Source organism: Enterococcus sp. DIV0236 (assembly GCF_050558525.1).
Lineage (GTDB): Bacteria > Bacillota > Bacilli > Lactobacillales > Enterococcaceae > Enterococcus > Enterococcus faecalis.
Genome location: NZ_CP187891.1, coordinates 1,909,395 through 1,935,180, shown reverse-complemented (window position 1 = coordinate 1,935,180; position 25,786 = coordinate 1,909,395). Strand labels below are relative to the sequence as shown.

The window sequence follows — 25,786 nt, the reverse complement described above, 5'->3', positions numbered from 1 at the left end:
ACATGTATGAAGGTTTGTTAAAACAGTATCAAGCGTATTTGCCCGTAACAGAAAAAACACCAATGATTTCTTTAGCCGAAGGAAATACGCCACTGATTCCTTTACCTAATTTATCCAAAGAATTAGGTATTCAATTATATGGAAAATACGAAGGCTTAAATCCCACTGGCTCATTCAAAGATCGCGGGATGGTGATGGCTGTAGCAAAAGCGGTAGAAGAAGGTGCCAAAGCGATTGTTTGTGCTTCTACAGGAAATACTAGTGCCGCCGCTGCTGCGTATGCCACAAGAGCAGGCATTAAAGCGTATGTAGTGATTCCAGAAGGGAAAATCGCACTGGGAAAATTGGCGCAAGCTATTATGTATGGGGCAGACATTATTTCGATTCCAGGTAACTTTGATGAAGCATTAAAAGCGGTGCGAGAGATTGCGAAAACTGAGGCAGTTGCGCTAGTTAATTCAGTGAATCCTTATCGCTTAGAAGGGCAAAAGACAGCAGCTTTTGAAGTTTGTGAACAATTAGGTCAAGCGCCCGATGTCTTAGCGATTCCAGTTGGAAATGCCGGCAATATTTCCGCTTACTGGAAAGGTTTTAAAGAATGGCATGAAAAAAAAGGAACAACTTTACCAAGAATGCATGGTTTTGAAGCAGAAGGTGCCGCAGCGATCGTGAAAGGACAAGTGATTGAGCAACCTGAAACCGTGGCAACAGCGATCCGGATTGGAAATCCTGCTAGTTGGCAACTAGCAGAACAGGCACGGGATGAATCCGGTGGTTTCATTGATGCCGTGACAGATCAAGAAATTTTAACGGCTTACCGAAAAATTGCTGCTCAAGATGGGGTTTTCATTGAACCTGGTTCGGCTGCTTCATTAGCTGGAGTTATTCAACATGTTAAAAGCGGTAAAATCAAAGCAGGTGAAACCGTCGTGGCAGTCTTTACTGGTAACGGACTGAAAGATCCTGATACAGCAATGGAGACAGAAGTAGCTATTTCAAAAATGAGTGACGTGGAAGAAATGCGTCTGCACTTACGAAAAGGAGTCGCAACACTATGAAAATAAGAGTACCTGCCACTAGTGCCAACTTAGGACCTGGCTTTGATTCATGTGGCATTGCATTATCCGCTTATTTAACAATCAACGTTTTAGGTGAAAGTGAATTTTGGGAAATTCAACATACTTTGGGAGAAGAGATTCCTACTAATGAAGAGAATTTATTAATTCAAACGGCATTGAAAATTGCACCAGAATTAACACCAAAAGTTATTCGGATGGTTTCTGACATTCCTCTTGCAAGAGGACTAGGCAGTAGCTCAAGTGTGATTGTAGCAGGCATTGAATTAGCTAACCGACTAGCACATTTAAATTTGTCCCCTAAAGAAAAAGTTCGTTTGGCCACAGAGATGGAAGGACATCCGGATAATGTGGCCCCAGCTATTTTAGGAGATTTCGTGGTGGCTAGCCATGTAGAAAACCAAGTCTACCATGTCAAACATCACTTTCCAATGTGTGATGTCATTGCATTTATTCCAGAGGAACCATTATTTACCGAAAAAAGTCGCGCTGTTTTGCCCGAAAAATTGACTTATAAAGAAGCGGTCGCGGCCAGCTCAATTGCCAATGTTATGATTGCCGCAATTTTAAACGGGGATTTACCTTTAGCAGGCAAAATGATGGAACAAGATAAATGGCATGAAACGTATCGTCGTTCATTGGTTCCTCACTTAAAAGAAATTCGTCGTTTAACTCAGCAAAAAGGTGCTTATGGCTCTTTCTTAAGCGGTGCTGGTCCAACTGTGCTAATCTTGTCGCCAGAAGAACGAACCAACGAAATTGTTCAAAGTTTGGAGAAATTATCTACCAAAGCGAGCATCCAAATTTTCAATATTGATCAAGAAGGCGTTCAAGTCTTTTAAAAAAACGAGAAAAAATCACTAGTGATTTTTTCTCGTTTTTTTTAATCCTCGGATGTTTCCGTGGAATAATAACTATGATCTTCTAAGTTCAAAGCATTAAGAATCATTGAGGCAGTTTCTTCAATTGAAAGAGAAGCGACATCAATAACGATACAACCTAATTTTTGATAAAGATCATTAGCAAAAGCCAGTTCTCGCCGAATTTTTTCAATATCTGAATAAGAAGTATTTTCAGGCAATCCATATGCGCGCATTCGTTCTTTACGAATCCCGTTTAAAACATTGGGATCGTTGGTTAAGCCAACAATTTTTTTAGGGTCCATTTCGAATAATTGTTTCGGTAAATGTGCTTCAGGAATTAGTGGCAAATTAGCAACTTTTAAGTTCTTGTTGGCTAAAAAGAGACTTAGCGGTGTTTTAGAAGTTCGGGAAACGCCAAGAAGTAACACATCCGCTTCTAAAAAGCCTCGTGGGTCCTTGCCATCGTCATATTTGACAGCAAATTCCATTGCTTCAATTCGTTTAAAATAATTTTCATTCAGATGGTGTAAGGCACCTGGTTCCCGCATAGGTGCGACACCTGTTAATCGTTCGATTTCCGCAACTGGTGGTGTCAAAATGTCAAAATGGAACAATTGATGCTCATTGAAAAATTGATTAGCAATCGCCACGAGATGATCATTAATAATAGTATGAAGTACCATGGCTTCTGCTTTTTTGGCATCTTCTAACGCTTGCACCAGTTTATCTTCGTCTTTAACGAATGTTCGTCTAATCAAAGTAAAATCAACAGTGGGGTACTGGGCCATTGAAGCAGCCGCCAATTTTGAAGCGGTCTCGCCAGCAGAATCTGAGATGACAAAAATCGTCACACATTTTTTTTCTTCAGAAATAGTCATAGAGGGTAAGTCCTTTCTTGCATTTTTAATAATTTTATTATACCATAAGTCCAGAATCTATTTCGTAATGATTCTGATTTAGGTTGGTGAGGGAGGAAATGGCGATGGCACCAGTAAAAACCAATATTGAACAAGCCTTAGAAACCATGAAAGCCAGTGGATTAAAATATACTAAAAAACGAGAATTACTGATGAGCTATTTGATTAAGCGAAATCGGTATGTTTCTGCACGTGAAGTGTATGAATTTATGAATGAAACCTTTAAAGGAGTCAGTTATGATACGGTTTATCGTAACTTGCATGACTTTGAGCGCTTAGAATTACTGGAAAAAACAGAATTAAATGGCGAGCAAAAGTTTCGCTTCCGTTGTTGCCAAGAGGTGGAACATCATCATCACTTTATTTGTACGGTTTGTGGCAAAACGGAAGAAATTCACATGTGTCCGATGAATTTTTTTGAAGAACAGTTAAAAGGTTGTTCAATTGAAGGACATCGCTTTGAAATCCTTGGTCGTTGTGCCGATTGTTGCGAAAAATAGCGAATAAGACGAAAAATCAAACAAAAATTTCGTATTTTATCAGTAGAGTGGTTGACGGTTATTTATGCTTTAGCTATAATATAACAAGGACAGTATTTTAATTTGTGGGTTTTTCCCACAAATAAGAAAAACGGTTACTTTTTAAGCTCGGAGGGAGGGAATAACATGTCAAAAACAGTCGTTCGTAAAAACGAATCTCTTGATGATGCTCTTCGTCGCTTCAAACGTTCCGTTTCAAAAGCGGGTACTTTACAAGAATCACGTAAACGTGAATTCTACGAAAAACCAAGTGTAAAGCGTAAGAAAAAATCTGAAGCAGCTAGAAAACGTAAAAAATTCTAGTTTTGAATGAATTGGAGTTGGTGGTATGTCATTGCTAACCACATTGAATGACGACATTAAAACAGCGATGAAAGCTAAAGACAAAGAAACTTTAGCCGTACTTCGTATGTTAAAGACTGCCATTCAAAATGATCAGATTAAAGCGGGCCGTGAATTGAACGGAGAAGAAGAACTCACTGTATTGTCTCGTGAGATGAAACAGAGAAAAGATTCTTTATCAGAGTTTGAAAAGGCGGGACGCGACGATCTTGTTGAAAAAGTAAAAGTTGAAATAGCAATTGTTGAAAAATATATGCCTCAACAACTAACGGAGGAAGAAATTCGTCAACTAGTTCAAGAGGTAATGACGCAAACTGGCGCCACTTCACCAAAAGATTTTGGTAAAGTGATGGGCGCTATGATGCCGAAAGTCAAAGGCAAAGCCGATGGCAACCAAGTTAACGCAATTGTGAAAGAATTATTACAAGAAAACTAAGAGCGTTATCGAAACTAGGACAGTATCCTGTCCTAGTTTTTTTATGCAAAGAGAAAACCGGTAGCTTTTTACGGTTTTCTCTTTTTTGACTTTCAAAGTCAAATCAGGTACGACTTCTTTTTAAACAGATAAGAATGTGGTATCATTGTAAAGGACTATATAATAAAGGAGATGGACGTTTTTTGACAGATAATCAGTCAAAATCTTTGGAATTAATACTTACTGATTCTGATGATGCACACATGCTTTTAGGAACACATGATAAACATATCAAATTTTTAGAAGAGAATACCCACGTAACGATTAATAGTCGTGGCGAAGTTATTCAGTTAATTGGCGAATCATCAGAGGTAGAGTTAGTCGCTTCCGTGTTAAGAGCGCTACAAACATTAATTCAACGAGGCATCAAAGTGCATACGCCAGATGTCGTTTCTGCTTTAAAAATGGCCAAAGCTGGAAATTTAGAGGCGTTTATTGCCATGTATGAAGAAGAAATTATGAAGGACCATCATGGTCGGGCCATCCGAATTAAGAATGTTGGTCAAAAAAAATATATCGATGCAGTTAAAACTCATGACATCATTTTCGGGGTGGGACCTGCGGGGACAGGAAAAACCTTTTTAGCCGTGGTGATGGCAGTAGCAGCCTTAAAAAAAGGCGAAGTACAAAAAATTATTTTAACTCGTCCAGCGGTGGAAGCTGGCGAAAGCTTGGGCTTTTTACCAGGTGACTTAAAAGAAAAAGTCGATCCTTATTTACGTCCAGTTTACGATGCCTTGTATCAAATTTTTGGTATGGATCATACAAATCGTTTAATGGAACGCGGCGTTATTGAAATTGCCCCGCTTGCTTATATGCGTGGTCGTACATTGGATGATGCTTTTGTCATTCTAGATGAAGCACAAAATACCACGGTTGCCCAAATGAAAATGTTTTTAACTCGTTTAGGGTTTAGTTCAAAAATGATTGTTAATGGAGATACTAGGCAGATTGACTTGCCACGTGGTGTAACAAGTGGTTTAGTTAACGCCGAGCGTACGTTAAAAGACATTGAAAAAATTGCCTTTGTAAATTTTGAAGCCAGTGACGTTGTGCGTCATCCGGTTGTGGCACAAATTATTCAAGCCTATGAAAAAGAACAACAAAAGCATTCCTAAGCAGTTAGGGAAGGAGTGAAAGTACCTTTTGAAAAAAGTACTTACAAAGTTAGGGGATCGTTTAGGTAAAGCCTATTTACCTATTTTATTAGCCGTTTTTTCTCTTCTTTTATTTATGATTATGTTTGGCAGTGTCCATCAGAAAAGAGTAGAAATTAAAGAAGGTCAACTGGCCGAGAAAACCATTCGTGCAAATAAAAATATCGAGAATACCTACGAAACAGAACAAAGAAAAAAATTGGCAGCAGAAGCTGTCACACCCGAATATATTTATCAAGAAGATACGGCATCTGTCCAACATAATCGTATTGATAAATTATTTAAATTGATTGATTCTGCGAATGAAAAAGTAGACAAAGAGTACAGCAACAAGCAAGCGAAGGCCAAAAAGGAAGAAACGATTCCTGCGCCGACCGTGGAAGAACGAGTAGCTAGCTTAAAATCATTGTTTGAATCTTTACCGCAAGATGAAGTTACGTTTTATCAAAGTTTTCCTAATGTTTTTTATCAAACAATCTTTACATTAACCTCTGAGCAATTGGATAAGGTTCGTTCAGAAAGTTTGATGTTGGTGGACGACGCAATGCAAAATCACGTTCGAGAATCTGATTTAGATAAAATTCGCCAAGAAGCTAACGGTAAAATTCAATACTTAGATATTACGAGTACCATGCAACAAGTTATTCGTTACATTGTTAACCAAGGGATTGTGGTAAACGATATTGCCAATGAAAAACGAACAGAAGAGCTACGCCAAAAAGCGATGAATGCTGTTCAACCCGCAATGATTTATCAAGGCGAAATTATTGTTCGTGAAGGTACTCAAATTGATGCAAAAGCGGTCGAAAAACTTGAGCTACTAGGAATGACTAGTCAAAATACCTCTATTTTTCCGATGGTGGCATTAGCATTAGCTATTTTACTTCAAGTTGAAGTGTTGATTTTCTTTACAAAACAAGTGACTGAGCCTTCGCGACAACGCTCGTTTATTATCTTTTACACGGGTGCTATGCTAATCAGTGTTATTTTAATGAAATTCTTCCAGATTTTCCAAACAGAGCAGTTGATGTATATTCCCTTGTTCTATCCAGCAGCCTTTGCACCGCTGATTCTAAATCATTTTGTGAATCGTCGTTCAGGGATAATCGCTGCCATTTTCCAAGTCGTTTTTGCGTTATTTATCTTTTATAATTCTATTGGCACAAACTCGTTGACGGTTATTCTGATTATGTACTTATTCTCAGGATTTCTAGCAACAGTTGTTAAACGGAAACGGATGAGTGAGCAAGTTTTCCCAGCTTTAATGTGGGTAGTGGTCTTTCCTGTTTTCATGGCGGTTGTCTTAATGATTTATCAAGGGATGAGTTTAACAGATGGTAAAACGTGGACAGCTTTAATTTGTGCAAGTGCAGGAACGGTACTTTCATTTTTAGCAACAATGGGCTTGCATCCATATATCGAATTATTAGTGACCGATGATAGTATGATTGTCTTGAATGAATTAAGTAATCCGAACCATCCGTTGTTAAAACAACTGTTAGAAGAAGCGCCAGGTACCTATCATCATAGCATGATGGTGGCTAGTTTGAGCGCTAACGCTGTTGCTGAGATTGGCGGGCGGTCGCTATTAACACGAGTTGCTTGTTATTACCATGACATTGGCAAAATTAAACACGCCAATTTCTTTGTGGAAAACTTACCTGCTGGAGCAGAAAATCCACATAACTTTTTATTACCAGAAGATAGTAAACAAATTATTTTTGGCCACGTAATTGATGGCGCCAAAATTTTAGAAGAGTACAATATGCCGCAAATGGTGATTGACATTTGTCGTCAACATCATGGCACAACATTGATGAAATTTTTCTATGTGAAAGCAAAAGAACGCAATCCTGAAATTAAAGAATCCGACTTCCGTTATCCTGGACCACGTCCACAAACACGAGAAGCAGGGATTGTGAGTATTGCTGATACTTGTGAGGCTGCTGTGCGGGCGATGGATCATCCCACCAACGAAAAAATTCAAGCCTTTGTGCATAATGTGATTCAAGACAGAATTTCAGATGGCCAATTAGATGAATGTGGGTTAACGATGAAAGAGATTCGCATCATTGAAAAATCATTAATTAATGGATTATGCAGTACCTTCCATTCACGGATTAAGTATCCAAAAATGAAAGCTGAAGCAGAAGAAATGAAAGATGAACAAGAAAAGAGAGATGACTAATGGATATTACTTTCATTGATGAAACCGAGAAAGTACCAACAGAAGAAATCAAAGAAATCGAAAACTTGCTGCAATTTGCAGCGGGTTTTCTAGAAATTGCCGAAGATACGGAGATGTCGGTGACTTTTACAGATAACGCAGGTATCCAAGTGATTAATCGTGACTATCGGGGCAAAGATATGCCTACAGATGTCATCAGTTTTGCTTTAGAGGATGAAGGGGAAGACGAATTGCCAATTATTTTTGATGATGAAGAGTTGGCAGAGCTACCACGTAATCTAGGTGATTTAATTATTTCAACAGAGCGAGCAGCAGAACAAGCAGTTGAATATGGGCACACATTGGAGCGAGAAATGGGCTTTTTGGCAGTACATGGCTTTTTACATTTGAATGGGTACGATCATATGGAACCTGAAGATGAAAAAGAAATGTTTGGTTTACAGAAAGAGATTTTAGATGCGTATGGCCTTAAAAGATGAGCAAACAGGAAAAAATAAACATTTTATTAATTCATTAGAATTTGCCTGGCAAGGAATCAAAACAGTTTTTCGAGAAGAACGTAATATGCGCAAACATGTGGCGTTTGGTGTCACGGCCATTGTGTTTGGTTTCTTGTTTTCCTTAACACTTGCTGAATGGCTGTGGTTGTTATTGGCTGTTTTTCTTGTCTGGTTGGCAGAAATTATCAACACAATTTTTGAAAATGTCGTAGATATGTTTACGGATTTTCACTTTCATCCAATCGGAAAAAAAGTTAAAGACATGGCCGCAGGAGCTGTTTTATTAACAGCCGGTTTCGCAGTGCTAGTAGGACTAATTCTATTTGTACCAAAAATTTTACAAATCATTCAAATGTGGAAATAAGAGGAGAAATACAATGACAACTGAACATAAATCTGGTTTCGTAGCCATTGTCGGCAGACCAAATGTTGGAAAATCAACATTGTTAAATCGAATTGTCGGCCAAAAAATTGCAATTATGAGTGACAAAGCACAAACAACTCGTAATAAGATTCAAGGAATTTATACAATTCCTGAAGCACAAATTGTTTTTATCGATACTCCAGGGATTCACAAACCTAAACACCGCTTAGGCGATTTCATGGTGGAAAGTGCCTATAATGCGATGCGTGAAGTAGATGCTACTTTATTTATGGTAAGTGCTGATCAAAAACGCGGGAAAGGTGACGACTTTATTATTGAACGATTGAAAAATAATAATAGTCCAGTCTACTTGATTATTAATAAAATTGACAAAGTCCATCCAGATGATTTATTGAGTATCATTGAAGACTATTCGAAACAAATGGACTTTAAAGAAATTATTCCCATTTCTGCCACTGAAGGAAATAATTTTGAGCATTTGATGGATGTTCTCGTTGAGCAAATGCCAGAAGGACCACAATATTTCCCTGATGACCAAATTACGGATCATCCAGAATATTTTATCGTTTCCGAATTAATTCGTGAAAAAGTGTTACTTTTAACAAGAGATGAGATTCCTCATTCTGTCGCTGTCGTTGTGGACTCAATGAAACGGGATGAAAACGATAAAGTCCATGTCCAAGCAACCATTATTGTGGAACGGGACAGTCAAAAAGGTATCATTATTGGCAAAGGCGGAAAAATGCTGAAACAAATTGGTACCAAGGCGCGTCAAGATATTGAATATTTATTAGATGACAAAGTGTATTTGGAGCTGTGGGTAAAAGTCCAAAAAGACTGGCGTGACAAAAAAATCTATTTACAAGATTTTGGTTATCGCAAAGAAGAATATTAAGAAAGTAGTGTTTGGGAAGTGAGTGTATAAACGAACTTTCCAAACACTACACTAATTTACATAAGAAATGGAAGTGAATTGAATGGCATTAGGGGAGACCAAAGGCATTATTTTATTTACGAAGGATTTTAAAGAGAAGGATAAACTCGTCAAAATTTTTACAGAATCCTATGGGAAATTGATGTTTTTTGTGAAAGGCGCGCATCGAAAAAATAATCCTCTTTTGCCAGCGATTCTGCCATTTACAGAAGCCGTCTACATCGGGAACTTTAGAGAAGAAGGCTTATCTTTTCTCAATAGCAGCAAAGAAGTTCAACCTTTTCGAAACATTCAACAAGACATATTTATTAACGCATATGGAACATATATTTTAAACTTAGTCGATGCAGCAATTGAAGATCAGCACTATGATCCGAACTTATTTCAATTTACCCACATGGCATTATCCGCTTTAAATGAGCAAAAAGATCCGGAAATCATTACAAATATTTTTGAAATTCAATTGTTAGAACGGTTTGGTGTACGACCAGAATGGCATCATTGTGTGGCTTGTGGCGAAACACAAGGGAAATTTGACTACTCTTCAAAGTATAGCGGTGTGCTTTGTGAAAAACATTGGCATTTAGATGAACAGCGCTACCATGCAGATCCTAGAGCGATTCATTTTATTCGCTTATTTGCGCAAGTCTCCTATGAAAAAGTCCAAAACATTCAAGTAAAAGAAGAAACTAAGAAAAGTATTCGAGAAACGATTGATATGTTATACGATGAATATGTTGGTTTGCACTTAAAAAGTAAAAAATTTATTGATCAAATGAAAACGTGGGAAAATACGTTAAAAATTCCGCCACGAAAGAAGGAAGAAAAATAAACGTAAACAAGCAGACGTTTTTCTAAAAAAAATTTGACAACTTCCCTCAGACACCGTATTATGATAGAGAAGTTAAATACGTACGAAGAAAAAGAGAAGTAAAAAGAACCCTCTGTTAAGCGAATCTGGGAGAGTGGGAGCCAGAAGCACGGAACTTTTGAAAGGCACTTTGGAGTACGACAAACGAAGCTGCCGATGAACACATCGGAAGTAGGGTGGAACCGCGATAATTATTCGTCCCTATGTCTATTAATAGGCATGGGGACTTTTTGCATGTTCCTCACTGCGACTGACACAAAGTGTCAGAGCAGATGTGGAACAGCACAAGGTGACCAAAGGGAACGTTGTCTCCTCTGTGCTAAAACAAACTGTTTAGCCAAAAACATGGAGCAGATGTGGAACGTTATAACAGCATAAAAATTATCCCATTCTACAAAATTGTTTCTCTGTATCCCTTTTTAAATTTACATTCCCGAAGCAAAGCCAATCCCTATGTCTATAAAAAATATTCCAAGGAGGAAAACAATGAAAAACAAGTTAACCGTACAAGAAATGATTTTAACCTTGCAAAAATTTTGGTCATCTAATGGCTGTATGTTAATGCAAGCCTATGATACAGAAAAGGGAGCCGGCACCATGAGTCCTTACACGTTTTTACGTGCCATTGGACCTGAACCATGGAATGCTGCCTACGTAGAACCTTCTCGTCGTCCAGCTGATGGACGCTATGGTGAAAATCCGAACCGTCTATACCAACATCATCAATTCCAAGTTGTAATGAAGCCTTCTCCTGAAAATATCCAAGAACTTTATCTAGAAAGTTTGAAATTATTAGGAATTGATCCATTAGAACATGACATTCGTTTTGTAGAAGATAACTGGGAAAATCCCTCAATGGGTTGTGCTGGTTTAGGTTGGGAAGTTTGGTTAGATGGCATGGAAATTACCCAATTTACGTATTTCCAACAAGTCGGGGGCTTACAATGTCATCCTGTCACTTCTGAAATTACTTACGGGTTAGAACGCTTGGCATCATATATCCAAGAAGTCGAAAGTGTCTATGATTTAGAATGGACACAAGGCGTTAAATATGGTGAAATTTTTGTTCAACCTGAATATGAACATTCAAAATATTCCTTTGAAATTAGTAACCAAGAAATGCTTTTAGAAAACTTTGACAAATTTGAAAAAGAAGCTAAACGCTGTATTGAAGAAAGTTTAGTTCATCCAGCCTATGATTATATTTTAAAATGTAGCCATACATTCAATTTATTAGATGCTCGCGGTGCTGTCTCTGTAACGGAACGTGCAGGATATTTAGCCCGCATTCGGAATATGGCTCGTTCCGTAGCGAAAATTTTTGTGGCTGAACGTGAAAAATTAGGGTTCCCATTATTAAATAAAGATCAAAGTGTATCCAAGGAGGCAGAATAACATGGCAAAAGATTTATTATTAGAAATTGGCTTAGAAGAAATGCCCGCACATGTTGTCACACCAAGCCGTATCCAACTTGAAGAAAAAGTAATCAAATTTTTAGATGAACATCATTTAGACTATGAAACAGTGCAATCCTTTGCCACACCTCGTCGCTTAGCCGTGAAAGTAACTGCGATTCCTGAAAAACAAGCAGATGTTGAAGAAGAAGTAAAGGGTCCAGCGAAAAAGATTGCTTTAGATGCTGAAGGAAATTGGTCAAAAGCTGCACAAGGTTTTGTACGCGGCCAAGGAGTCACAACTGAGGACATTGTTTTCAAAGAATTAAATGGTGTCGAATATGTCTATGTGACGAAGTTTACCAAAGGCCAAAGTGCCAAAGAGGTATTAACAAAATTAAATGACGTGATTACAAGTCTAACTTTCCCGGTAACAATGCACTGGGCAAACTATGATTTCGAATATATTCGTCCAATTCACTGGATTGTGGCACTACTTGATGATGAAGTAATTCCTTTCAAAGTGTTAGACGTGACAACAGGGCAAACTTCTCGTGGCCACCGTTTCTTGGGAGACGATGTGACGTTCCAACATGCTAATGAATATGAAGCAAAATTAAAAGAACAATTTGTAGTGGTTCAACCGAATGAACGGAAACAAATGATTGTTGATCAAGCGAACGCTCTCGCTGCAGAAAAAAATTGGCAGTTAGCTTTAGATGAAGAGTTATTGGAAGAAGTTACGAATTTAGTGGAATATCCAACTGCATTTGTAGGCAGTTTTGATGAAAAATATTTATCTGTTCCAGATGAAGTATTAGTGACTTCTATGAAAGAACACCAACGTTACTTTGAAGTTCGTAACGACCAAGGCTTATTAATGCCGCATTTTATCGCTGTTCGCAATGGGGATAATGTTCACCTTGAAAACGTGATTAAAGGAAATGAAAAAGTGTTAATTGCTCGTTTAGAAGATGCAGAATTCTTTTACAATGAAGATAAAAAATTAACGATTGAAGCATGTGTTGAAAAACTAAAAAATGTGACTTTCCATGAAAAGATTGGCTCAATTTATGAAAAAATGCAACGGGTTGCTTTAATTGCACAAATCATTGGTCGAAAAGTTGGCTTATCTGAGGAGGAATTGGAAGATTTAAAACGTGCCTCTGAAATTTATAAATTTGACTTAGTAACAAATATGGTTGGTGAATTCCCAGAATTACAAGGAATTATGGGAGAAAAATATGCCTTATTACAAGGCGAAAAACCAGCCGTAGCAACGGCGATTCGAGAACATTATCTACCAACTTCCAGTGAAGGTGAATTGCCAGAAACAGCAATCGGGGCTGTTTTAGCCTTAGCCGATAAGCTTGACAGCGTCTTTTCATTCTTCTCAGTTGGTATGATTCCAACAGGTTCTAACGATCCTTATGCACTTCGTCGTCAAACCTATGGCGTTATCCGAATTATTGAAGATAAAGGCTGGACCTTCCCATTAGTTCAATTACAAACAGAAGTTGATGAAGCAGTGAATCAAGATGTTGAGAAATATGGCGTTTTACTAAACGAAGGACAAGCAGAAGTCGTTGAATTTGTGAAAGCTCGCTTACGTCAATTATTAATGACGAAAAATGTTCGCCATGACATTATCGATGCAGTGGTGTCTGCTGAGCAAGCCGATTTATCGAAATTATTTGCTTCAGCGAATATTTTAAAAAGCCGTTTTGAAGATCAAGATTTTAAACCATCAATGGAAGCCTTAACGCGTGTTATTAATTTAGCGAAAAAAGGTCAAGAACTTTTAGGTGATACTGAAGAAGGGATTGATCCAAGTCTGTTTGAAAATAAGGCAGAAAAAGAACTGTATCAAGCAGTTAACGATTTATCTGAAGCATTTGCGACACGCACGATTGCAGAAAACTATGAAGCACTAGTAAATCTACGTCCGTTAATTGATGCGTACTTCAATGAAACGATGGTTATGGTTGAGGATGAAAAAGTCAAACAAAACCGATTAAAACAATTAATGCAAATTGCTAAAATGGCGTTATCAATTGCTAGCTTAGATTTATTAATTGTAAAATAAAAAGCGCTGTTTTTCGACCGCTAAGGAGGAACCGACAGCATGCTAGAAACAACGTTTGAACAAATTTTAACACAATTATCAAAGCCAGCTGTTCGTGCGCTAACGAATGAAAAAATCGACAGTGTGGATGAACTCTACGCACGAGGCCGAAAAGCGTTACTTTCGTTGCATGGCTTTGGTCCAAAGTCTATTCGAACTATTGAAGAGATGACTGGGAAAGAATTGAAGTAAAAAAAGGATCGCCGTTTAGAGGCGATCCTTTTTTTATTTACGTTTTTGTTTTCCAGCATTACGACCTTTATTGCCGTTTGCTTTTGGTTGGTTCGTTTTTTGCGTTACTTTGTTTGTTTCTTTTGGTGTCACATCCTTAATAGGAGTAACCACTTGTTTTGGTGGGTTATTTTTCAATTCTTCTTGTACTTGTTTTTTAATTCTTGGACGTAAGAGGATATTTGTGATGGCAGATTGAATACATGTGAAAATACCACCAACTACCCAGTAAAGCGCTACGCCTGCAGGTGAGCTAAAGGACATGAAAACAATCATTAATGGTGAAACAATCAGCATTGATTTCATTGTTTTCTTTTGTTCTTCAGGAATACCAATCATTGAAATATAACCTTGAGCTAAATAGGCTAAACCAGCTAATGCCACTAAAATCATATTTGGTTGCCCTAAATTCATTCCTAAGAAGCTTGCCGTGGCAATACCTTTTGTATAACGAGCAGCAAAGAACAGAGAAGAGAAAATAGGCATTTGAATTAATAAAGGCAAACAACCAATTCCGCCAACCATACTCACATTGTTTTCTTTATAAATCTTTTGTAGTTCTGCTTGTGCGGCCATTTGTTCTTCACGCGTACTTGCTTGTTTCATTTTTGCTTGTGCAACATCCACTTGGGGTTTGATTGCTTGCATTTTTTCCGTTTGGATAAAGCTTTTTTTCGATTGATGTAAGCCTAACGGTAAAATAATGATCCGTACAATAATGGTGATAAAAATAATCGCCCAACCATAGTTCCAATTAAAGTTATCGACAAGATAAGTAATTGCATTACTCATCGGTAAAACAAGGAAGTTATAGACAAAACCTTCACCAGTTGGTTGTCCATCTGCTCCTGTTTTCACACAGCCTGATAAAAACATTACTAAAAATAGTAAGCCAGAGCCGTAAAGCCATCGGTTTAATTTACGCATGTAATTCGGTCCTTTTCTAAAAAATTTTTACATGGTTAACTATACTTGAAACAGCGCTCTTTTTCAATCAAAATCGAAAAGAAGCTCTTACAAAAATCAATAAAAAGCAGGAACTACTTGCTGTTCAAGGCTTCTTCCCAAAGAAATCAATCGTTAGAAAGTAAGTTTATTGAATCACTTTAAATTGTTCCGTTTCTTCTAACAAAGGGTCTTCTTGAATATCAACATACGTTACACGTCCCGCTGGACTGGGGGAATCTTTGATTTTTTTGATAAATGTTTCCATTATGTCTTCAGGTGCAATTGCTGTGATTGAAACGGACCCGTCGTCTTCGTTCTTCACCGAACCAGTGACACCTAATTGATCTGCCACCATTTTTGTCATGTAGCGGAAGCCAACACCTTGGACACGTCCTTGTACATTCATTCTTAGTTTTTCCATGAGAGACACTTCCTTTGCTTTTTTCTTTATGATAGCGATTTTTCTTGGTTCTAGCAAGTATCCAAGCAAGCTAGAAGCATGCTATAATACAAAGGCGAGGTGACTTATGAAAGAAATTACATCAACGAAAAATAACCAATTAAAAGAATGGAAAAAATTACACAAAAAGAAGTACCGAGAAGAACTGAACCAATATATAATAGAAGGATTTCATTTAGTTGAAGAAGCTGTGAAGGCCAATGCCGATGTCCAGTGGATTTTGTTTAACCAAAGAGGTCAACAAGAATGGGGAACTTGGTTAGCTGAACAAGAAACAGAAAAATTAATTTTTGTTAGTGATGAGGTTTTAAATAGCTTGTCGGAGCTGCCAACTTCACAAGGAATTTTGGCAATTGTCACCTTGGAAACGCAACAAGAGCAGTCGCTTTCTTTTAAAGGTGGTTGGTTACTTTTAGATAATATCCAAGACCCTGGTAATGTTGGTACGATGATTCGCACAGCTGATGCAGCAGGTTTAGCAGGCGTGATTTTAGGTAAGGGCACAGCAGATATTTACAATACAAAAGTGTTGCGCTCAATGCAGGGAAGCCACTATCATTTGCCGGTTCTCCAACGAGAGTTGACTGAAGTGGTTCAGGCATTCAAGAAGCAAGGACTACCAGTTTTCGGTACAGAATTAAATGAAGCTGCGATTGCTTATTATGAACAAGAGGCAGTGGAAAATTATGCGTTGATTTTAGGCAATGAAGGTAGCGGGGTTTCGCCAGAATTGTTAGCAGAAACCACGAAAAATCTTTATATTCCAATGAAAGGTCAAGCAGAATCATTGAATGTCGCTATCGCAGCGGGCGTGTTAATGTTTTATTTTGAAAATAATCAATAACAGAAACGAGTGTCAAAAAATGCTGACTATCAAAAAGACAACCCAGTTAACAGAAAAAGAATTAGAAACCATTATGACTATTTGGCTGCAAACGAACCTAGAAGCTCATCCATTTGTCGCACCAACTTATTGGCAAGAAAATAAGGCATTTGTCCGCGCTGCGTTACCAAAAGCAACACTGATCTTAGCAGAAGAAGAGGGTCAGATAATTGGGTTTTTAGGCTTAATGGATAACTATATCGCAGGAATTTTTATAAAAAAAGTGTTTCAAGGGAAGGGCATCGGTCAGAAATTACTGCAAGTAGCAAAAGAAGAACAGGACATCTTATCTTTGGCTGTTTACAGGGAAAATCAAGCAGCGTACGCCTTTTATCAAAAACAAGGCTTTGTCCAACAAAAGCGAACCATCGATGAAACAGGAAACGAAGAATGTCATCTTGTTTGGCAAGCGCAGTAGGAGCGACATTTCTAGTTTTAAGGCTTGCTATTTTTCTGAAAATATCTTATACTGTTAAAGGTGTGATTTTCACACACGAAATCCACATTCTTTTCCATCTGCGAAGTGGTGCTACTACGGTAGTTCTTCAAGGAGTTGACGAAAAGAAGAGGAAAATAAAAACCAAACTGGAGGAAACACAACATGGCAGTAATTTCTATGAAACAATTACTAGAAGCCGGCGTACACTTTGGTCACCAAACTCGTCGCTGGAACCCAAAAATGAAGAAATATATCTTCACAGAAAGAAACGGTATCTACATCATTGATTTACAAAAAACAGTGAAATTAGTAGATGCAGCTTACGATTACATGAAAAACGTTGCAGAAGAAGGCGGCGTTGCTTTATTCGTAGGAACTAAAAAACAAGCACAAGAAGCAATCAAAGATGAAGCAATCCGCGCTGGTCAATACTATGTAAACCATCGTTGGTTAGGTGGTACGTTAACTAACTGGGATACAATCCAAAAACGTATTGCTCGCTTGAAAAAAATCAATGCAATGGAAGAAGACGGCACTTTCGAAGTTTTACCTAAGAAAGAAGTTGCTGGTTTAAACAAAGAACGTGAACGTTTAGAAAAATTCTTAGGTGGTATCGCTGATATGCCAAGAATTCCAGATGTAATGTACATCGTTGACCCACGTAAAGAACGCATTGCTGTTCAAGAAGCACACAAATTAAACATTCCAATCGTTGCAATGGTTGATACAAACTGTGATCCTGATGAGATCGATGTTGTAATCCCTTCAAATGATGATGCAATCCGCGCTGTGAAATTAATCACTGCTAAAATGGCTGACGCTTTCATCGAAGGTAACCAAGGGGAAGACCAAGCAACTGAAGAGTTATTCGTTGAAGAAACACCAGAAGCAACTTCAATCGAAGAAATCGTTGATGTTGTTGAAGGAAATAACGAATCAGCTGAATAATAATGATTACGGAGCTGTCTCAAAGGCTAGGCGACAAAAAGCCTGATTCTCCTTTGAGATAGCTTTTTTAAAAAGAATTGATAATATCCGAGGAGGACACAAATAATGGCAGACGTTACAGCTAAAATGGTAAAAGAATTACGCGATATGACTGGCGTTGGAATGATGGACGCTAAAAAAGCATTAGTAAAAGTAGAAGGCGACATGGAAAAAGCCGTAGACTTTTTACGTGAAAATGGTATGGCTAAAGCAGCGAAGAAAAATGACCGCATTGCGGCTGAAGGTTTAGCAAACGTAGCAACTGTAGGTAACGTTGCAGCAATCGTTGAAGTAAACTCAGAAACTGACTTCGTTTCTAAAAACGAAATGTTCCAAGATTTAGTTAAAGATATTGCGACTAAAGTTGCTGAAAACAAACCAGCTACGATGGAAGAAGCAATGGCTATTAAAACTGAAAAAGGCACAATCGAATCTGATTTAATCGAAGCAACAACTGTTATCGGTGAAAAAATCAGCTTCCGTCGTTTTGAAGTTGTCGAAAAAGCTGACAATGCTGCATTTGGCGCTTACTTACACATGGGTGGCCGTATTGCTGTATTAACAGTTATCGATGGCACAACTGACGAAGAAGTAGCGAAAGATGTTGCTATGCACATCGCGGCAATCAACCCTCGCTATGTCAACGAATCTCAAATTCCTCAAGAAGAATTAGAACACGAAAAAGCTGTGTTAACTGAACAAGCATTAAACGAAGGTAAACCAGCAAATATCGTTGAAAAAATGGTTGTTGGTCGTCTACAAAAATTCAAAGCAGAAATCGCTTTGGTTGACCAACCATTTGTTAAAGATCCAGATATGACTGTCGAAAAATTTGTTGCTTCTAAAGGCGGCGAAGTAAAATCATTCGTACGTTTTGAAGTTGGCGAAGGTATCGAAAAACGTGAAGATAACTTTGCGGATGAAGTAATGAGCCAAATGAAAAACTAAGAGCATCAAACGCTCGGTTGAAAAGCCGTGAATCATAAGTATCTAAACAGACAGCGATCCCCAAAGGAAGCTGCATAAATTGATTACTGCTTGATTCAAGGCAGTCTTTCAGCCATTTGGGAACGCATAACTTTGATATGCGCTCCCTTTTTTTAGGCAAAACCAGTGGATCGCACTGCTTGGTCTAAAAAATCATTTTGGTGAAAAGTCATCTAAATGAGGAATTGAATGATTTTTAGAGAATCTTGGAGGGAATTATGATGGTTAAACCTAAGTATCAACGTGTCGTATTAAAGTTAAGTGGAGAAGCGCTAGCCGGAGAAGACGGTTTTGGCATTAAACCACCAGTCATTAAAGAAATCGTCCAAGAAATTAAAGAGGTCCATGAATTAGGTATCGAAATGGCCATCGTGGTTGGCGGCGGAAACATTTGGCGTGGACAAATTGGTGCTCAAATGGGCATGGAACGTGCACAAGCTGATTATATGGGCATGTTAGCTACTGTGATGAATGCCTTAGCATTGCAAGATACATTAGAAAATCTTGGTGTGCCTACACGTGTTCAAACATCAATTGAAATGCGTCAAATTGCAGAACCATACATTCGTCGTCGTGCAGAACGTCATTTAGAAAAAGGCCGCGTTGTTATTTTTGCCGGAGGAACAGGAAATCCTTACTTCTCGACAGATACAACGGCTGCGTTACGAGCTGCAGAAGTAGATGCGGACGTCATCTTAATGGCGAAGAACAATGTTGATGGTGTTTATTCTGCGGATCCACGTGTGGATGAAACAGCGACAAAATTTGAAGAACTAACACATTTAGATGTTATTTCTAAAGGGCTACAAGTAATGGATTCAACAGCAAGCTCATTAAGTATGGATAACGATATTCCTTTAGTTGTCTTTAACCTAAATGAAGCAGGAAATATCCGTCGTGCCATCCTTGGTGAAAATATCGGAACAACTGTAAGGGGGAAATAAAGAATGTCTAAAGAAGTTTTAGCAACAGCCAAAGAAAAAATGACAAAAGCGGAAGAAAGCTTACGCCGTGAATTAGGTCAAATTCGTGCTGGTCGTGCGAACGCAAGTCTATTAGACCGTATTCAAGTAGAATATTATGGTGCACCAACACCAGTTAACCAATTAGCAAGTATCAATATCCCAGAAGCACGTGTATTAATGATTACACCGTTTGACAAAAATTCTATCGCTGACATTGAAAAAGCTATTCAAATGAGTGATATCGGCATTAGCCCAACCAATGATGGAAATGTCATCCGTTTAGTGATTCCACAATTAACGGAAGAACGTCGGAAAGAATTAGCCAAAGACGTGAAAAAAGAAGCGGAAAACTCAAAAGTTGCTGTCCGTAACGTTCGTCGTGATGCAATGGATGAGTTGAAAAAAGCTCAAAAAAATGGCGACATCACCGAAGATGAATTACGTTCATTTGAAAAAGATGTTCAAAAATTAACAGATGATAGCATCAAAAATATCGATGCGATTACTGCTGAAAAAGAACAAGAACTTTTAGAAGTATAAAACCAATCACTAATAAAAATTATTGAATCCAGAGAAGCAAATGCTCTGGATTTTTTTGTATAGATGAGGAAGGCGTATCTCAAGGCTCTCTTTGCGAAAGTCATTCTAAAGTAATTATTTAAGAAAACGCTTTCTTGAATAAATTTTTTTATTCTACCAGAATATTTTTCTTTGTGTAGGGACGATCACTTAAAAATATAGAGAAACTTTGAAATATCAGCCTTTTAAAATTTTCCTTCACAAATTGAATCCTAAAATTTGATGATAAGAGTTGTTATTTTTAGCAATTGTAATTTGCGATTCATTCTCAATTAGGCTAAAATGAGTGAGAACGGAAAAACGATTAAAACAAGTTGGAGGGAATTGTACATGTCTGTGTTAGAAATCAAAAATTTACACGTATCAATTGAAGATAAAAAGATTCTAAAAGGGGTCGATTTAACAATTAATACTGGAGAAATCCATGCAATTATGGGACCTAATGGAACTGGTAAATCTACTTTATCAGCAGCAATTATGGGAAATCCTAACTACGAAGTCACAGAAGGAGAAATTCTGTTTGACGGCGTCAACGTTTTAGATTTAGAAGTAGACGAACGCGCTCGCTTAGGCTTATTCTTAGCAATGCAATACCCAAGTGAAATTCCAGGGATTACCAATGCTGAATTCATGCGTGCAGCAATCAATGCAAAACGTGACGAAGACAACAAAATGTCAGTTATGCAGTTCTTAAAAAAATTAGATAGCAAAATGGAATTATTAAATATGCCTGAAGAAATGGCTGAGCGTTACTTAAACGAAGGTTTTTCTGGCGGCGAGAAAAAACGAAATGAAATTTTACAATTATTGATGTTAGAGCCAACGTTTGCCATTTTAGATGAAATTGATTCAGGCTTAGATATCGATGCGTTAAAAGTAGTTTCTAAAGGGGTTAATGAAATGCGCGGCGAGAACTTTGGTGCGTTAATTATTACCCATTATCAACGCTTATTGAACTATATCACGCCAGATGTTGTTCATATCATGATGGAAGGCCGCGTTGTGAAAACCGGTGGGGCTGATTTGGCAAAACGTTTAGAAACAGAAGGCTATGCTGGTATCAGCCAAGAATTAGGTATTGATTACAAAGAAGAAGCGTAAGGAGGACAAGATAAATGAAAAAAGTAAATCTAATGGATTATCTTGACGAAGTCACCGCTTTTTCACTAGAACATGAAGAACCAGCTTGGATGACTGAATTGCGAACAACGGCTTTAAGAAACGCTGACGAAAGTGAGTTACCACATATTGATCGTGTGAAATTTCATCGTTGGCCTTTATTAAATGTTCACATGGAAAGTTATGTGCCTTCTGAAGGAAATGTCGCAAGTTTTGATCAAATGAAAGACAATCCTTTAATTGTTCAACAAGGATCTTTTCATGCTTTTGAGCAATTGCCAGCCTCATTAGCGGAACAAGGGGTAATTTTTACAGACATTTTTACTGCTTTACAAGAGCACCCAGAATTAGTTAAAGAATACTATATGACTAAAGCTGTATTACCAGAAGAAGATAAGCTGACAGCAGCTCATGCAGCTTTCATGAATAGTGGCGTTTTCTTATACGTTCCTAAAAACGTAGTGATTGAAGAGCCCATTGAATCTTTGTTTATTCAGGATTCAGATAGCAACCAACCTTTCTTTAAACATGTTTTAATCGTTGCAGATAATCATAGTGAATTCAGTTATTTAGAACGTTTTCAATCAACTGGTCATCACGCAGAGAAAGCTTCTGGAAATATCGTTGTGGAAGTGATTGCGAAAGATGGCGCAAAAGTTAAATACTCAGCCGTGGATCAATTAGGGCAAACTGTAACGACTTATATGAATCGTCGTGGCTATATTATGCGGGATGCCTCTGTTGATTGGGCTCTAGGCGTCATGAATGATGGCGATGTTGTGGCTGATTTTGATTCTGATTTAGTTGGCGAAGGCGCTCATTCAGAAGTTAAAGTTGTTGCAATTAGTGCAGGTAAACAAACACAAGGCATCGACACACGAGTGACAAACAAAGCGCCACATTCAATTGGTCATATTTTACAACATGGAGTTATTCGTGAACGTGGTACTTTAACGTTTAACGGAATTGGCCACATTTTAAAAGGAGCAAAAGGAGCCGACGCACAGCAAGAAAGTCGTGTTTTAATGCTGTCTGATAAAGCTCGTGGTGATGCCAATCCAATTCTTTTAATTGATGAAAATGAAGTGACTGCCGGACACGCAGCCAGCGTTGGTCGAGTAGATCCAGAAGAAATGTATTATTTAATGAGCCGCGGCTTGCGTAAAGAAGAAGCGGAACGTTTGGTGATTCGTGGCTTCCTAGGTTCTGTCATTACAGCAATTCCAGTTAAAGAAGTACAAAATGAATTTGTAGAAGTAATTGAAGGGAAGTTAAACGCATGATGGATGCAGCAACCATTCGTCAATCGTTTCCTATTTTATTTCAAGAAGTTAATGATGAACCGCTAGTTTATTTAGACAATGCTGCGACAACCCAAAAACCAACGGCAGTGTTAGATGTTTTACGACATTATTATGAAACCGATAATGCCAATGTTCATCGTGGGGTGCACACGTTAGCCGAACGAGCAACGAAGGACTATGAGGCCTCCCGCGAAAAGGTTCGCCAATTTATCCATGCCAAAGAAACAGCGGAAGTTTTATTTACACGAGGAACAACAACCAGTTTGAATTGGATTGCCAAAAGTTATGGTGACTTGGCAGTTACAGCCGGGGATGAAATCGTCATATCTTACATGGAACATCATTCAAACATTATTCCCTGGCAACAATTAGCCCAACGTACAGGAGCCATTTTGAAGTATATAGACGTCACTGAAGACGGCTTTTTAGACATGGCAAGTGCACGTCAACAAATTACAGAAAAAACGAAAATTGTTTCGATTGCTCATGTTTCAAATGTGTTAGGGGTCATTAATCCAATCGAAGAATTAACACAATTAGCTCATCAAAATGGCGCTGTGATGGTGGTAGACGGCGCGCAAGCAGTTCCTCATATGCCTGTGGACGTTCAAGCTATCGATGCTGATTTTTATGCATTTAGTGGTCACAAAATGTGTGGACCAACTGGAATTGGTGTCCTTTATGGCAAACGTCATTTATTGGAACAAATGGAACCTGTGGAATTTGGTGGCGAAATGATTGACTTTGTTCATCTTCAAGAAAGTACTTGGAAAGAGCTTCCATGGAAATTTGAAGCTGGCACACCTAATATTGCTGGGGCAATTGCCTTAGGTGCCGCCATTGATTATTTAACAGAAATTGGTTTAGAGGCCATTCATCAACATGAAGCAGCCCTTGTTCACTATGTTTTGCCGAAGTTGCAAGCTATCGAGGGCTTGACGATTTATGGTCCACAGAATCCAAAAGACCACACAGGTGTGATTGCTTTTAATATTGAAGGTTTACATCCACATGATGTGGCTACGGCGTTAGATATGGAAGGGGTCGCTGTCAGAGCGGGTCACCATTGCGCGCAACCGTTATTAAACTATTTGAGCGTGCCAGCAACCGCACGGGCAAGTTTTTATTTATACAATACCAAAGAAGACGCAGATCGCTTAGTTGAAGCGATTAAAGCGACAAAGGAGTTTTTCCAGCATGGCACTTTCTAAATTAGATAACTTATATCGCCAAGTCATTTTGGACCATTCTAGCCACCCACATCACCACGGAACGCTAGATGCGTCTAGCCAAACAATTGAACTGAATAATCCTACTTGTGGAGATGTGATTGAACTGGATGTGGCCATTGAAGACGGTGTGATTAAAGATATCGCCTTTCAAGGAAGTGGCTGTTCAATCAGTACAGCAAGTGCTAGTATGATGACTGATGCGGTCTTAGGAAAAACAATCGCCGAAGCAACGGCCTTAGCAGAGGATTTCTCTCAACTTGTTCAAGGAAATGAAGTGGCCGAAGATGAAAAATTAGGCGATGCAGCAATGTTAAGCGGCGTAGCTAAATTTCCAGCTCGGATTAAATGTGCAACCCTGGCTTGGAAAGCCTTAGAGCAGGCTGTTGCTAATAACGGCCAAGGCGAAGCCGGTCATTTACATTGTGAAAAATAAAGAAAGGGTGACGACGAATTGAGTACAGTACCTGAATTAGAAGAATATAAATTTGGCTTTCACGACGATGTGGAACCAGTCTTTAGTACCGGAGACGGCCTAACCGAAGACGTCGTTCGCGAAATTTCTCGCGTGAAAGGCGAACCAGAATGGATGCTTGACTTCCGTTTAAAATCGTTAGAACAATTCAATAAAATGCCCATGCAAGAATGGGGTCCAGACCTGTCAGATATTGACTTTAGTAAAATTAAATATTACCAAAAACCGAGTGACAAACCCGCACGCGATTGGGATGATGTACCTGATAAAATCAAAGAAACCTTTGAAAAAATTGGGATTCCCGAAGCTGAGCGTGCTTATCTAGCTGGGGCTTCTGCTCAATATGAATCAGAAGTTGTTTACCACAACATGAAAGAAGAATTTGAAAAATTAGGCATCATTTTTACAGATACTGACTCTGCTTTAAAAGAATATCCTGACCTATTCAAAGAGTATTTTTCAAAACTTGTGCCGCCAACAGATAATAAACTGGCCGCTTTAAACTCAGCTGTTTGGTCAGGTGGAACCTTTATTTATGTACCAAAAGGCGTTCGAGTTGATGTACCATTACAAACATATTTCCGAATCAACGCTGAAAATACCGGCCAATTTGAACGGACCTTGATTATTGTCGATGAAGGGGCCAGCGTTCACTATGTTGAAGGATGTACGGCACCCACGTATTCAAGTAACAGCTTGCATGCGGCCATCGTAGAAATTTTTACAAGAAAAGATGCTTATTGTCGTTATACCACTATTCAAAACTGGTCAGATAACGTCTACAACTTAGTAACCAAACGTGCTAAAGCTTACGAAGGTGCCACTGTCGAATGGATTGATGGGAACCTAGGAGCTAAAACAACCATGAAATACCCAAGCGTTTACTTAGATGGCAAAGGTGCCCGTGGCACGATGTTATCGATTGCCTTTGCTGGCGCTAACCAAATCCAAGATACTGGGGCCAAAATGATTCACAATGCGCCGAATACCTCTAGCTCAATTGTTTCAAAATCAATTGCTAAAGACGGCGGCGAGGTTAACTACCGTGGCCAAGTTACTTTTGGCAAAGACAGCGCAGGCTCGATTTCCCACATCGAATGCGACACGATTATCATGGACGAAAAATCAAAATCAGATACGATTCCGTTTAACGAAATCCATAACAGCCAAGTGTCCTTAGAACACGAAGCCAAAGTTTCAAAAATTTCTGAAGAACAATTATATTATCTAATGAGTCGCGGCTTATCTGAAGCCGAAGCGACAGAAATGATTGTTATGGGCTTTGTTGAACCATTTACGAAAGAATTACCGATGGAATATGCGGTTGAGTTGAATCGGTTGATTAGTTATGAGATGGAAGGATCAGTAGGGTAAAACCTTTTTTGTCAAATAATGTTTGTAAAGAGAAATTGT

The 25,786-nt window shown here is 38.5% G+C and carries 28 protein-coding genes; 25 read left to right on the top strand and 3 right to left on the bottom strand.

The window, feature by feature from the left end:
• Positions 1-2: 2 nt before the first annotated feature.
• The gene (thrC, locus tag IGK27_RS09290; protein ID WP_033626427.1) at positions 3-1,058 is read left to right on the top strand and encodes a threonine synthase; all 1,056 of its coding nucleotides are present in this window, start codon (positions 3-5) and stop codon (positions 1,056-1,058) included.
• On the top strand, positions 1,055-1,918 hold the full coding sequence (thrB, locus tag IGK27_RS09285; protein WP_002359743.1) for a homoserine kinase: 864 nt from the start codon (positions 1,055-1,057) through the stop codon (positions 1,916-1,918). The genes thrC and thrB overlap by 4 nt, the downstream gene beginning before the upstream one ends.
• Before the next feature lie 41 nt (positions 1,919-1,959).
• Here the strand turns inward: thrB and IGK27_RS09280 are convergent, their stop codons facing one another.
• Positions 1,960-2,817, bottom strand: coding sequence for a pyruvate, water dikinase regulatory protein (locus IGK27_RS09280; protein ID WP_002382760.1), 858 nt, complete (start codon positions 2,815-2,817; stop codon positions 1,960-1,962).
• A 98-nt stretch (positions 2,818-2,915) separates the two neighbouring features.
• Here IGK27_RS09280 and IGK27_RS09275 point away from each other — a divergent pair, with 98 nt between their 5' ends.
• The 12 genes from IGK27_RS09275 to IGK27_RS09220 all read left to right on the top strand — a co-directional run bounded on the left by IGK27_RS09275 (position 2,916) and on the right by IGK27_RS09220 (position 13,959).
• Positions 2,916-3,356: a Fur family transcriptional regulator gene (locus IGK27_RS09275; protein ID WP_002387080.1), complete on the top strand. Its 441-nt coding sequence runs from the start codon at positions 2,916-2,918 to the stop codon at positions 3,354-3,356.
• Positions 3,357-3,521: 165 nt separating this feature from the next.
• Positions 3,522-3,698 carry a 30S ribosomal protein S21 gene (gene rpsU, locus IGK27_RS09270; protein WP_002356740.1) on the top strand — a complete coding sequence of 59 codons (177 nt, stop codon included), beginning with the start codon at positions 3,522-3,524 and terminating at the stop codon, positions 3,696-3,698.
• A gap of 25 nt (positions 3,699-3,723) precedes the next feature.
• Positions 3,724-4,173 (top strand): GatB/YqeY domain-containing protein, encoded by a 450-nt coding sequence (locus IGK27_RS09265; RefSeq protein WP_002356741.1) that lies wholly within the window; start codon positions 3,724-3,726, stop codon positions 4,171-4,173.
• 242 nt (positions 4,174-4,415) lie between these two features.
• Positions 4,416-5,330, top strand: coding sequence for a PhoH family protein (locus tag IGK27_RS09260; protein ID WP_430596439.1), 915 nt, complete (start codon positions 4,416-4,418; stop codon positions 5,328-5,330).
• 28 nt (positions 5,331-5,358) lie between these two features.
• The gene (locus IGK27_RS09255) at positions 5,359-7,557 is read left to right on the top strand and encodes an HD family phosphohydrolase (RefSeq protein ID WP_002356744.1); all 2,199 of its coding nucleotides are present in this window, start codon (positions 5,359-5,361) and stop codon (positions 7,555-7,557) included.
• A complete protein-coding gene (ybeY, locus tag IGK27_RS09250) occupies positions 7,557-8,036 on the top strand; it encodes an rRNA maturation RNase YbeY (protein ID WP_002356745.1) in 480 nt (159 codons plus the stop codon). Before IGK27_RS09255 ends, ybeY begins: the two co-directional genes overlap by 1 nt.
• The gene (locus tag IGK27_RS09245) at positions 8,020-8,421 is read left to right on the top strand and encodes a diacylglycerol kinase family protein (protein ID WP_002382764.1); all 402 of its coding nucleotides are present in this window, start codon (positions 8,020-8,022) and stop codon (positions 8,419-8,421) included. The genes ybeY and IGK27_RS09245 overlap by 17 nt, the downstream gene beginning before the upstream one ends.
• A gap of 13 nt (positions 8,422-8,434) precedes the next feature.
• Positions 8,435-9,337 (top strand): GTPase Era, encoded by a 903-nt coding sequence (era, locus tag IGK27_RS09240; RefSeq protein ID WP_002359745.1) that lies wholly within the window; start codon positions 8,435-8,437, stop codon positions 9,335-9,337.
• Positions 9,338-9,419: 82 nt separating this feature from the next.
• Positions 9,420-10,208, top strand: a complete 789-nt coding sequence (recO, locus tag IGK27_RS09235; protein WP_002356748.1) for a DNA repair protein RecO — start codon at positions 9,420-9,422, stop codon at positions 10,206-10,208.
• 525 nt (positions 10,209-10,733) lie between these two features.
• On the top strand, positions 10,734-11,642 hold the full coding sequence (gene glyQ / locus IGK27_RS09230) for a glycine--tRNA ligase subunit alpha (protein ID WP_002379669.1): 909 nt from the start codon (positions 10,734-10,736) through the stop codon (positions 11,640-11,642).
• Between the two features lies 1 nt (position 11,643).
• A complete protein-coding gene (gene glyS, locus IGK27_RS09225) occupies positions 11,644-13,728 on the top strand; it encodes a glycine--tRNA ligase subunit beta (protein ID WP_002370425.1) in 2,085 nt (694 codons plus the stop codon).
• Between the two features lie 39 nt (positions 13,729-13,767).
• Positions 13,768-13,959, top strand: coding sequence for a DNA-directed RNA polymerase subunit alpha C-terminal domain-containing protein (locus tag IGK27_RS09220; protein ID WP_002356753.1), 192 nt, complete (start codon positions 13,768-13,770; stop codon positions 13,957-13,959).
• A gap of 33 nt (positions 13,960-13,992) precedes the next feature.
• On the opposite strand, the gene yidC is transcribed toward IGK27_RS09220, so the two are convergent.
• Both yidC and IGK27_RS09210 read right to left on the bottom strand, forming a co-directional pair.
• The gene (gene yidC, locus IGK27_RS09215) at positions 13,993-14,925 is read right to left on the bottom strand and encodes a membrane protein insertase YidC (RefSeq protein WP_002356755.1); all 933 of its coding nucleotides are present in this window, start codon (positions 14,923-14,925) and stop codon (positions 13,993-13,995) included.
• Between the two features lie 166 nt (positions 14,926-15,091).
• A complete protein-coding gene (locus tag IGK27_RS09210) occupies positions 15,092-15,367 on the bottom strand; it encodes an acylphosphatase (RefSeq protein WP_002356756.1) in 276 nt (91 codons plus the stop codon).
• 106 nt (positions 15,368-15,473) lie between these two features.
• Here IGK27_RS09210 and IGK27_RS09205 point away from each other — a divergent pair, with 106 nt between their 5' ends.
• The 11 genes from IGK27_RS09205 to sufB all read left to right on the top strand — a co-directional run bounded on the left by IGK27_RS09205 (position 15,474) and on the right by sufB (position 25,747).
• Positions 15,474-16,250 carry a TrmH family RNA methyltransferase gene (locus IGK27_RS09205; RefSeq protein WP_002356757.1) on the top strand — a complete coding sequence of 259 codons (777 nt, stop codon included), beginning with the start codon at positions 15,474-15,476 and terminating at the stop codon, positions 16,248-16,250.
• Positions 16,251-16,269: 19 nt separating this feature from the next.
• Positions 16,270-16,707, top strand: a complete 438-nt coding sequence (locus tag IGK27_RS09200) for a GNAT family N-acetyltransferase (protein ID WP_002378544.1) — start codon at positions 16,270-16,272, stop codon at positions 16,705-16,707.
• A gap of 183 nt (positions 16,708-16,890) precedes the next feature.
• Positions 16,891-17,676 carry a 30S ribosomal protein S2 gene (gene rpsB, locus IGK27_RS09195; RefSeq protein ID WP_002356759.1) on the top strand — a complete coding sequence of 262 codons (786 nt, stop codon included), beginning with the start codon at positions 16,891-16,893 and terminating at the stop codon, positions 17,674-17,676.
• Between the two features lie 105 nt (positions 17,677-17,781).
• Complete coding sequence (tsf, locus tag IGK27_RS09190) at positions 17,782-18,663, top strand: translation elongation factor Ts (RefSeq protein WP_002356760.1); 882 nt, start codon at positions 17,782-17,784, stop codon at positions 18,661-18,663.
• 260 nt (positions 18,664-18,923) lie between these two features.
• Complete coding sequence (pyrH, locus tag IGK27_RS09185) at positions 18,924-19,646, top strand: UMP kinase (RefSeq protein WP_002356761.1); 723 nt, start codon at positions 18,924-18,926, stop codon at positions 19,644-19,646.
• Between the two features lie 3 nt (positions 19,647-19,649).
• Positions 19,650-20,207: a ribosome recycling factor gene (frr, locus tag IGK27_RS09180; protein WP_002356762.1), complete on the top strand. Its 558-nt coding sequence runs from the start codon at positions 19,650-19,652 to the stop codon at positions 20,205-20,207.
• Positions 20,208-20,576: 369 nt separating this feature from the next.
• Positions 20,577-21,347: a Fe-S cluster assembly ATPase SufC gene (gene sufC, locus IGK27_RS09175; RefSeq protein WP_002356763.1), complete on the top strand. Its 771-nt coding sequence runs from the start codon at positions 20,577-20,579 to the stop codon at positions 21,345-21,347.
• A 14-nt stretch (positions 21,348-21,361) separates the two neighbouring features.
• Positions 21,362-22,648 (top strand): Fe-S cluster assembly protein SufD, encoded by a 1,287-nt coding sequence (gene sufD, locus IGK27_RS09170; RefSeq protein ID WP_002364433.1) that lies wholly within the window; start codon positions 21,362-21,364, stop codon positions 22,646-22,648.
• Entirely contained in the window at positions 22,645-23,880 is a 1,236-nt protein-coding gene (locus IGK27_RS09165; RefSeq protein WP_002372178.1) for a cysteine desulfurase, read from the top strand. Before sufD ends, IGK27_RS09165 begins: the two co-directional genes overlap by 4 nt.
• Positions 23,867-24,334, top strand: coding sequence for a Fe-S cluster assembly sulfur transfer protein SufU (sufU, locus tag IGK27_RS09160; protein ID WP_002356768.1), 468 nt, complete (start codon positions 23,867-23,869; stop codon positions 24,332-24,334). Before IGK27_RS09165 ends, sufU begins: the two co-directional genes overlap by 14 nt.
• Positions 24,335-24,352: 18 nt before the next feature.
• Positions 24,353-25,747, top strand: coding sequence for a Fe-S cluster assembly protein SufB (gene sufB / locus IGK27_RS09155; RefSeq protein ID WP_002356769.1), 1,395 nt, complete (start codon positions 24,353-24,355; stop codon positions 25,745-25,747).
• Positions 25,748-25,786 lie beyond the last annotated feature (39 nt).